Here is a 9,138-nt window from a genome sequence, read left to right as displayed (position 1 = left end):
ACAGGCCGGTCGCCAGCCCGAGCGCGGCGGCCACCAGCAGGGCGGCGACGGCGTACCGGGGGCGGACGACGGCGTGGCCGCCGCCCGCCGCGGGGCTGCCGTTCACAGACCGGTGACCAGGCGTTCGCGCATGAAGCGGCGGGCCTGGTGGATACGGTCCTTGACCGTGCCCAACGGGGCGTTCAGCGCCTCGGCCACCTGGGCGTAGGTCAGGTCGCCCAGGTCGCGCAGGACGAAGGACTCCACGAGGGCGGGGTGCTGTCGCTCCAGCGCGGCCAACGCCTCCATCAGGTCGAGCCGGGTCCCGGCGATGACGCTGGTGGTGCGCGGGTCGGCGGACTCGGGCAGGTCGGCGTGGCCGTCCTCGGCGCGTCGGCGCATCGAGCGGTAGGTGGAGCGGGCGGCGTTCGACGCGATCACCGTCACCCAGCCCAGGAAGGAGCCGTGGCCGCCGTACTCGCCCAGATGCTTGCTGATGGACAGCAGCGCGTCCTGCGCGGCCTCCTCCGCGTCGGCGTGGTGGGGCAGGAAGCGCGAGCAGCGGCGCAGCACCACCGGCCGCAGCTTGGCCAGCAGGTACTCCATCGCCCCCGGGTCCCCCGCCTGAGCTGCCGCCACGAGACGTTCCTGCTCGCCTTCCCCGAACACCCGGATCCCCCTTCCGTGCCGCCTGGCGCCCCGCCCGTCGAACGGGAGTTCCACGCTCCCCCCGACTCCGGCAGAATGTTGCCACATGCACAAGCTCGGCCGTTACCTCCTCCTTGAGCGGCTCGGAGCCGGCTCCTTCGCGACGGTCTGGAAGGCCTACGATCCGGAGCTCGACACCGAGGTCGCGGTGAAGGTGCTGGCCGAGAACTGGGCCGCCAACGCCGATGTGCGCGAGCGGTTCCTGGCGGAGGCGAGGCTGCTGCGCCGGATCGCCAGCCCGCGAGTGGTCCGGGTGCACGACGTCGGGGTGCAGGACGACCGGCCCTTCTTCGTCATGGACCACGTGCGCGGCGGCACCCTGGCGGACCGGGTCGGGCGGTGTGACCCGCAGGAGGCCCTGCGGCTGGCCGCGGAGGCGGGGTACGCGGTCCAGGTCCTGCACGAAGCGGGTGTGGTGCACCGCGACGTCAAGCCGTCCAACCTGCTGCTCGCCACCGGCCCCGCGCCCGCCGCGGTGCTGGTGGCGGATCTGGGCAGCGCGAAGCAACTGGCCGACGCATCCGGGCTGACGGTGACCACGGGCACGCCCGCGTACATGGCACCGGAGCAGGTCTTCCAGACCGGCGGGTTCGACGGGAGGGCCGACGTGTACTCGCTTGCCGTCGTGGCCTACGAGTTGCTGACCGGGCAGAAGCCGTTCGGCCCTGGCGGGCGCGCCACCGCCCTGATGACCGACCAACCGACCGCCTCGACGCTGCCGACGCTCCCGGCCGGAGCGGAGCTCGCGCCGAACGTCGCCCTGCTGCTACGAGCCGCGATGTCCGTCGAGCCGGCGGACCGACCGCCGACCGCCCGGGCCTTCGCGGACGCGCTGCTGGCTCCGGCCCCGCGGCTCCGGCCTCTGCAAGGCCCCAGGTGGCTGACTCCGCGCGCGGTGTGTCTGGCGTCCGGCACGGTGTTCACGGCGGTGACCCTGCTGAGCTGGCTGCTGCGCTGATGTCCGGCAAGGAACCGGCCGCGCGGGCAGGCGTGCCGCCTGCCGGTGCTTTGTCCACGTAGGAGCTCAGCGCCGTCCCGCGCCGAGCAGCTCGCTCAGACGGTCGCCGATCCCTGACGCCGGCTGCGGCCCGTGCGGGTGGGGTCCGCGAAGAGGTCCCGCAGCATCCCGTAGTCGGCGTAGAAGTTGAGCCCGTCGACCTGGTCGTAGATGACTCCGATGGTGTCCGAGTCCGCAAGTTCCCGCGGGAACGCGAAGGAGGCCAGGTCCGGTCCGGGGAGCCGGTGACGCCGGGCACGGCGCGGCTGTGCGGCGACAGCGGCCTGCCGGCGGTGGCGGTAGTAGGCACGGAGGAGGTCCTCGGCTTCGGCGGGCGCGAGGACCAGCTCGTCGCCGCCGAAGAACTCGACGAACGCGGCCCGATCCTCCCTCATCCGCTGCCACCCCTGCTCGGACGCCACGGTAGCGACCCCCGCCGCGCCACTGGCACGGCTTCCCGAACCTGCGCCGCCGTCCGACACATCGGTGGGGCCGCGAAGTCCACGTATCGTCGGGGCCATGCGTCTGAGCACGGTGATCCTCCCCATCCACCGGTGGGCCGAAGGACAGAAGATCTGGCGGCGGGCCGAAGACCTCGGCTTCCACGCCGCGTACACCTACGACCATCTCTCCTGGCGCGTGCCGTTCCGCGACGGCCCGTGGTTCGGCGCGGTCCCCACGCTGACGGCGGCAGCGACGGTGACGCAGCGTATGCGCCTGGGTACTCTGGTCACGTCGCCCAATTTCCGGCACCCCGTGACGCTCGCCAAGGAGCTGATGTCGCTCGACGACGTCTCCGGCGGCCGGATCACGCTCGGCGTCGGGGCGGGCGGCACCGGATTCGACGCCACCGCCCTCGCCCGCAGCGACCAGGAGCCCTGGACGCCGAAGGAGCGGGCGGACCGGTTCGCCGAGTTCGTGACGCTGCTCGACCGGCTGCTCACCGAGGACGGCAAGGACGGCGTCTCCTACGACGGCACGTTCTACTCGGCGGGCGCCGCGCAGAACATCCCGGGCTGTGTGCAGCGGCCCCGGCTTCCGTTCGCGGTGGCGGCGACCGGGCCGCGAGGGCTGAGGCTGGCAGCTCGGCACGGGCAGGCGTGGGTGACCACCGGTGACCCGAAGCTGTTCGAGAGCGGGACGCCTGAGCAGTCCGTGGCAGCCCTGCGCGGGCAGATCGACAAGCTCGGCACGGCGTGCGCCGAGGCAGGCCGGGACGTGGCCGGACTCGACAAGATCCTGCTGACCGGCTTCACCCCGGACCGCTCGCGCCCCCTGGAGTCGGTGGACGCCTTCGTGGACTTCGCCGGCCGCCACCGCGACCTCGGCTTCACCGAGCTCGTGGTCCACTGGCCGATCCCCGACTCGGTCTTCGCCGCCGACCAGAACGTCTTCGAGGAGATCGCCGCGCAAGCGCTCGCGCAGCTGAACTGAGGGGAAGCCCCCGACGTAGGCGTGGGCGAAGGCGAAGGCGTGGGCGTACTCATATGCGCGCCCCGGCGCACGCCCGTGCACGCATGTGCGCGACCATGGAGCCGTGACCCCACCGACTCCCGGGCCCCCGGCCCCGGCCCCCTCAGCCCCTCGGCTGATCGCCACGGACCTCGACGGCACGCTGCTGCGTGGCGACAAGAGCGTCTCCCCGCGCACGGTCGCCGCGCTCGCCGCCGCCGAGGAGGCCGGCATCGAGGTCTTCTTCGTGACGGGCCGTCCGGCCCGCTGGATGGACGTCGTCAGCGATCACGTGCACGGCCACGGCCTGGCCATCTGCGGCAACGGCGCCGCCGTGGTGGACCTGCACGGCGGGCCGGGACGGCACCGGTTCGTCAAGATCCGGGAGCTGGCCGTCGCCGCCGCGCTCGACGTCGTCCGCGTCCTGCGCGCGGCCGCACCCGGCACGTCGTTCGCGGTGGAGCGGACCGGCGGGCTGCACCACGAGCCCGCGTATCCGCCGCTCCACCTGGACCCGGCCGAGAGCGTCGCCCCGGCCGAGAAGCTGCTCGCCACCGACGTCGACGTCGCCGACCAGCCGGTCCTCAAGCTGCTCGCCCACCACCCCGAACTCGGGCCCGACGCCTTCCTCGACCTGGCCAGGATCGCGGTGGGCGGCCTGGCGACCGTCACCCGGTCGAGCCCGAGCGCCCTCCTCGAGATCAGCGGGCCGGGCGTCTCCAAGGCGAGCACGCTCGCGCTGTGCTGCGCCGAGCGCGGTATCTCGCCCGCCGACGTGGTCGCCTTCGGCGACATGCCCAACGACATGGAGATGCTCACCTGGGCGGGCACCTCCTACGCGATGGGCAACGCCCACCCGGACGTACTGGCCTCCGCGACCGGCCGGACCCACACGAACGACGAGGACGGCGTCGCCCGGATCATCGAGGACCTGCTGGCGGGTCCCGGCATCACAGCGTCACGCCCCGCTCCGCGAACCACGGCACCGGGTCGATCCCCGACCCCAGGTACGGAGTGAGCCGCACTTCGAAGTGCAGGTGCGGCCCCGTGGAGTTGCCGGTGGTGCCCGACTGGCCGATCCACTGGCCCGTCCGCACCTCCTCGCCCTGCTCCACGGCGGCCGAGGCCAGATGCGCGTACTGCGTGTAGTAGCCGCCCGGGTGCCGCAGGACGATGTGGATGCCGAAGGCGCCGCCGCACGACACGCTCACCACACGGCCGGAGCCGACCGCCCGCACCGGCGTGCCGATGTCGACCGCGAAATCCTGCCCGGTGTGCCGGTGGGCCCAGTGCGCTCCGGCGCTGTCGAAGCCCGCGGACAGTACGTAGGTGTCGACCGGGGGCACCCACGCGCGCGTGGTGCGCAATTCCGGCTGGTCGAGGCGGACGGCGCCCCGGCAGCGGCCCGCCGCCACGGACTGGTCCGCCTCGCCCTGCAGCTTCGCGCGGGCCGTCTCCAGCTTGGCCGCGATGGTCTGCTTCAGCTCGGCCAGGCGGACGTTGTCGGCCTGGAGGGCGTGCCATGCGGCCGTCGCCCTGCGCTCGCCGTCCGCCAGCTCGCGCTCGGCGCGGCGGCTCTTGTCCACGGCGTTGTTGAGCGCCAGATCGGCCTGCCAGGCGGCACGCTGACCGTGCATCAGCGCGTCCGGGTCGTCGGAGAGCAGCATCCGCAGGGTGATCGGGATGCCGCCACCGCTGCGGTACTGGGCACGGGCGTAGCGTCCGAGGTCCGCGTGGAGCGCGGCCATCTCGCCGCGCTCACGCGCGAGGAGCAGCTCGGCCCTCTGCGCCTTCGCCTCCTGTGCCGCGGCCGCCCTGCGCCCCTCCTCGTAGCGCTGAGTGGCCGCTGACGCCTGCTCATAGAGACGCTGGACCTCCGCACTTGGATCGTCGGTGTCGTCCGCCGCCTGGGCTCCCGGCGTGAGCGTGGGCGGGCCACCGAGTGCGACGAGCACGCACAACAGCGCCGAGGCGATGACGGCGTTCCGGGGGCGGCGGGGTCCTTGGCGCATGTCTCGGATCGTCGCGCGCCACGCCGCCGCGCTCCTGCGGTGCTCGTACGTGCGGGGGAACGCCTGGTCCGTCCGGTGGACCGGGTACGCCCGAATCAGGGACGCCACGCGGGGCGTGGGGTGTCGCGCGGGGCGCGGGGCGTCGCGCGAGGCGCGGGGCGTCGCGGCGCGGGCGGTGCCCGGCGCCGTCAGTGCGGGGCCTGCCAGACCACGGTCGTGCCGCCTCCGTCGTCCCCGAGGCCGGGCCCGTACCAGCTGTCGCCGCCCAGGGACTCGGCGCGCCGCTTGAGGTTCTTCAGGCCGCTGCGGCGCCCCCCGTCCGGGATGCCCACGCCGTCGTCGGCGACGGTCAGCCGGACGCCGGGACTCCCGTCGGGCAGGACCACGCCCGCGTCCACGACCACGTCGATACGCGAGGCACCGGCGTGCCGGAACGCGTTCGACAGGGCCTCGCGCAGCGCGGCGATGAGGTTCTTTCCGGTCAGCTCGCCCACGACCGTGTCGACCGGGCCCACGAAGCGGTGAGCCGGCTTGAACCCGAGTGGCACGGCCGCCATGTTGATCTCGCGCAGCACGCGCGTGCGCAGCCCCGAAGGCGCGTGGGCGGGGCCCTGCTGGAGAGCGAAGATCGCGGTGCGGATCTCCTGGATGGTGACGTCGAGTTCGTCGACGGACCTGCCGATGCCGGTCTGCACCTCGGGCTCCTCGGCGCGACGCTGAGCGGTCTCCAGCATCATCCCGGTGGCGAAGAGCCTTTGGATGACCAGGTCGTGCAGATCGCGCGCGATCCGGTCGCGGTCCTCGTAGACGGCGAGCCGCTCCCGGTCGCGCTGGGCCTCGGCCATCATCAGGGCGAGCGCGGCCTGCGAGGCGAACTGGATGGCCAGGGTGCGCTCCACCTCGGTGAACGGTCGCGCGCCACACGCGCGGGGTGTCACCAGTGTCCCCAGGACCCGGCCCTCGCTCTGCAGGGGCAGCATCATGGCGGGCCCGTACAGGCGCGCGTTGTCGGTCATCACGCGCGGGTCGGTGGCCGCGTCGTCGATGAAGACGGGCTCCCCGGCGAGCAGGTCGGAGACGATGGCGCTCTCCGGCGGGACGATCACGCCGAGCGCGCCGGACGGCTCGTCGGAGGCGACGGCGACGACCTCCATGCCGCCCTCGGCCGCGGGCAGCAGCACCAGGCCCGCGGCCGACTCCGAGAGCCTGCGGGCCTGTTCGGCGACGACCTGGAGCGCCTCCTCCGCGTCGCCGCCGGACAGCAGCGCCGTCGTGACGGCCACGGAGCCGTCGATCCACCGCTCGCGCTGCTTGGCCGCCTCGTACAGGCGCGCGTTGCCGATGGCGATACCGGCCTGCGTGGCGAGCACCCGGACCATGTCGAGGTCGTAGTCGGTGAACTCGCCGCCGCCGCGCTTCTCCGTGAGGTAGAGGTTGCCGAAGATCTCGCCCTGGACGCGGATCGGTACGCCGAGGAAGCTCCGCATCGGCGGATGGTGCTCGGGAAACCCGCACGAGCGCGGGTCGCCCGCGACGTCGGCCAGGCGGACCGGCCCGGGGTCGTGGATGAGGGCGCCGAGCAGCCCCCGGTGGCCGTCGGGCAGATGTCCGATGCGGTCGGCGGTCTCCTTGTCGATGCCGTGGTAGACGAAGTCCGACAGACCGTCGCCGTCCTGGGCGACGACGCCGATCGCCGCGTAGGTGGCGTCGGCGAGTTCGGCGGCGGTCTCGCAGATCCGGTCGAGCGTGGAGTGCAGTTCGAGCCCGGTGCCCACATGGCGCATGGCTTCGAGAAGTTGCGGCACGCGCGCGGTGAGCTCCGCCGACAGACCTTGCAGACCGCGGGCGGCCGGGCTCGCGGCTTCCGAAGGGGGCGGATCGGCGGCATCCAGGGCTTCAGCCATGCCCTTGAGCCTAATAAGACCCAATTGGCAAGGAAAGTCAGACTTCATATGCCCTCACCACCGCCCAGTCACCGACCCCACGACCATCCGGCCCCACGACCGCCCAACCCCACGACCAGCCGACCCCACACCCAGCCGACCCCACGACCGCCCGGCGGACCGTCCGGCGGACCCGTCCGGCCCGGTCCGTCATATGGCCGCCGCCACCGCGGTCAGCCGCTCCGTGTCCTCCTCCCGCGCGCGCATCCGGCGCAGCGGCCCGTCGACGGCGGCGAGCTCGGCGTACGGTCCGCGCTGCGCGACCCGGCCCCCGTCGAGGACCAGCACCTCGTCGACCGCGCCCGCTCCGCCCGCACCGCCCTCGCCCCCCGCATCGCCCGCGCCGAGACCGGCGAGCCGGTGCGTGATCAGCACTGTCGTACGTCCCTCGGTCGCGGCCAGCAGGTCCGCGGTGAGCGCGTCGGCCGTCTCCAGGTCGAGGTGTTCGGCGGGCTCGTCCAGGACGAGCACCGGGAAGTCGGCCAGCAGCGCGCGAGCGAGCGCGAGTCGCTGCCGCTGCCCGCCGGACAGATGCGCGCCGTGCTCGCCGACGAGCGTGTCGAGCCCGCCGGGCAGCTCCCGCGCCCACTCCAGGAGCCGTACGCGGCCGAGCACCGCCCACAGTTCGTCGTCGGTCGCGTCCTTCTTGGCGAGCAGCAGGTTCTCGCGCACCGTGCTGTCGAAGAGGTGCGCGTCCTGCGCACACAGGCCGACCAGGCGGCGCACGGCGTCCCCGTCGAGGGCGCGCGCGTCGACGCCCCCGAGGGTGTACGTGCCTGCGGACGCGTCCAGGAAGCGGAGCAGCACTTGGGCGAGCGTGGTCTTGCCCGACCCGGAGGGGCCGACGACGGCGACCCTGCGGCCGCGCTCCAACGTCAGGTCGACGCCGGTGAGCGCGGGCTCGCCCCGGTCCTCGTAGCGGGCCTCAAGGCCGCGTACGACGAGCGGGAACGGATCCCGCGGCGGCGGTGCGGGCCGCTCCGGCTCCCGTACGGGATCGGGGGCGTCGAGGACCTCGAAGACCCGCTCGGCGCTCTTGTGGACGCGCTGGCGGTGCTGCACGGCGAGCGGCAGGCCGAGCACCGCCTCGAACGCGGCGAGCGGGGTGAGCACGACGACCGCGAGCGTCACCCCGTCGAGGCGGCCCTCACGCACGCCTTGCACGCCGACGAGCGCGGCGGCGGCCACGGTCAGGCCGGTGACCAGAGCGGTGAGCCCGTCGCCGAGCGCGGTCGCGGTGGCCGTGCGCGCGGCGATCCGCGTCAGGGCGGAGTCAGCGTCGCGGGCGCGGCGCATCCGTGCGGGCAGGGCGCCGGCGACCGTCAGTTCCGCGGTGCCGGTGAGCAGCTCGGCCGTGCGGGTGGCCAGCAGCCCGCGCGCGGGGGCGAGGCGGCGTTCGGCGCGGCGTGCCACGGCCGAGGTGAGCAGTGGCACACCGGCCCCGGCGAGCAGCAGCCCGGCCGCGAGCACGGCGCCGGCGGCGGGCAGCAGCCACGCCGTGAACGCCACCGACGCGGCGCCGACCAGGGCGGCGACCGACGCGGGCAGCAGCCAGCGCAGCCAGTAGTCCTGGAGCGCGTCGACGTCGGCGACGAGCCGGGAGAGCAGGTCGCCGCGGCGCGTGGTGCGAAGTCCGGCGGGCGCCAGCCGTTCCAGGCGTCGGTAGACGGCGACCCGGGTGTCGGCCAGCATGCGCAGCACGGCGTCGTGCGACACGAGCCGCTCGGCGTACCGGAAGCAGGCCCGCCCGATGCCGAAAGCGCGCGTGGCGGTCACGGCGACCATCAGGTACAGCACGGGCGGCTGCTGGGAGGCCCGCGAGATCAGCCATCCCGACGTCGCCATCAGCCCGACCGCGCTCCCCAGGGCCAGCGCCCCGAGCAGCAGCGCGAGGGCGAGCCGGGACCGCCGCGGACGGGCCGCCGCGCGCAGCCGGGTGAGCACGTGGCGCGGACGGGGCGGTACGGCCGCGGCAGCGGAAGACGCGGCACCGGGGGCGGCGGGAGCGGAAGACGCGGCACCGGGCCCTCCGTGGACACGGACAACT

Annotated in this window: 8 protein-coding genes; 3 read left to right on the top strand and 5 right to left on the bottom strand. The window is 74.1% G+C overall.

Features of this window, described 5'->3' with window-relative positions; all coding sequences use genetic code 11:
• Nucleotides 1-102: 102 nt before the first annotated feature.
• Nucleotides 103-618 (bottom strand): RNA polymerase sigma factor, encoded by a 516-nt coding sequence (locus tag OFY01_RS13180; RefSeq protein WP_266599503.1) that lies wholly within the window; start codon nucleotides 616-618, stop codon nucleotides 103-105.
• 115 nt (nucleotides 619-733) lie between these two features.
• Between OFY01_RS13180 and OFY01_RS13175 the strand changes: the two genes are divergently transcribed.
• Nucleotides 734-1,645: a serine/threonine-protein kinase gene (locus tag OFY01_RS13175; protein WP_266599501.1), complete on the top strand. Its 912-nt coding sequence runs from the start codon at nucleotides 734-736 to the stop codon at nucleotides 1,643-1,645.
• 95 nt (nucleotides 1,646-1,740) lie between these two features.
• Here the strand turns inward: OFY01_RS13175 and OFY01_RS13170 are convergent, their stop codons facing one another.
• Nucleotides 1,741-2,079, bottom strand: a complete 339-nt coding sequence (locus OFY01_RS13170) for a hypothetical protein (protein ID WP_266599499.1) — start codon at nucleotides 2,077-2,079, stop codon at nucleotides 1,741-1,743.
• A 124-nt stretch (nucleotides 2,080-2,203) separates the two neighbouring features.
• On the opposite strand from OFY01_RS13170, the gene OFY01_RS13165 reads away from it, so the two are divergent.
• Together OFY01_RS13165 and OFY01_RS13160 are read left to right on the top strand one after the other, a co-directional pair.
• Nucleotides 2,204-3,118, top strand: coding sequence for an LLM class flavin-dependent oxidoreductase (locus OFY01_RS13165; protein WP_266599497.1), 915 nt, complete (start codon nucleotides 2,204-2,206; stop codon nucleotides 3,116-3,118).
• A gap of 103 nt (nucleotides 3,119-3,221) precedes the next feature.
• Nucleotides 3,222-4,154 carry an HAD family hydrolase gene (locus tag OFY01_RS13160; RefSeq protein ID WP_266599495.1) on the top strand — a complete coding sequence of 311 codons (933 nt, stop codon included), beginning with the start codon at nucleotides 3,222-3,224 and terminating at the stop codon, nucleotides 4,152-4,154.
• Here OFY01_RS13160 and OFY01_RS13155 read toward each other — a convergent pair.
• The 3 genes from OFY01_RS13155 to cydC form a co-directional block, all read right to left on the bottom strand.
• Complete coding sequence (locus OFY01_RS13155) at nucleotides 4,087-5,148, bottom strand: M23 family metallopeptidase (RefSeq protein ID WP_266599493.1); 1,062 nt, start codon at nucleotides 5,146-5,148, stop codon at nucleotides 4,087-4,089. The two genes, OFY01_RS13160 and OFY01_RS13155, sit on opposite strands and share 68 nt — an antisense overlap.
• Before the next feature lie 188 nt (nucleotides 5,149-5,336).
• Nucleotides 5,337-7,052, bottom strand: coding sequence for a GAF domain-containing sensor histidine kinase (locus tag OFY01_RS13150; RefSeq protein ID WP_266599491.1), 1,716 nt, complete (start codon nucleotides 7,050-7,052; stop codon nucleotides 5,337-5,339).
• Between the two features lie 189 nt (nucleotides 7,053-7,241).
• A partial coding sequence (gene cydC / locus OFY01_RS13145) for a thiol reductant ABC exporter subunit CydC (protein ID WP_266599489.1) occupies nucleotides 7,242-9,138 on the bottom strand: 1,897 nt, incomplete at its 5' end.

The sequence above is a fragment of the Streptomyces beihaiensis genome, from assembly GCF_026274175.1.
Classification (GTDB): Bacteria; Actinomycetota; Actinomycetes; order Streptomycetales; family Streptomycetaceae; genus Streptomyces; species Streptomyces beihaiensis.
Note: the sequence above shows the minus strand (reverse complement) of the source record. Positions and strands in the feature narration are given on the sequence as shown.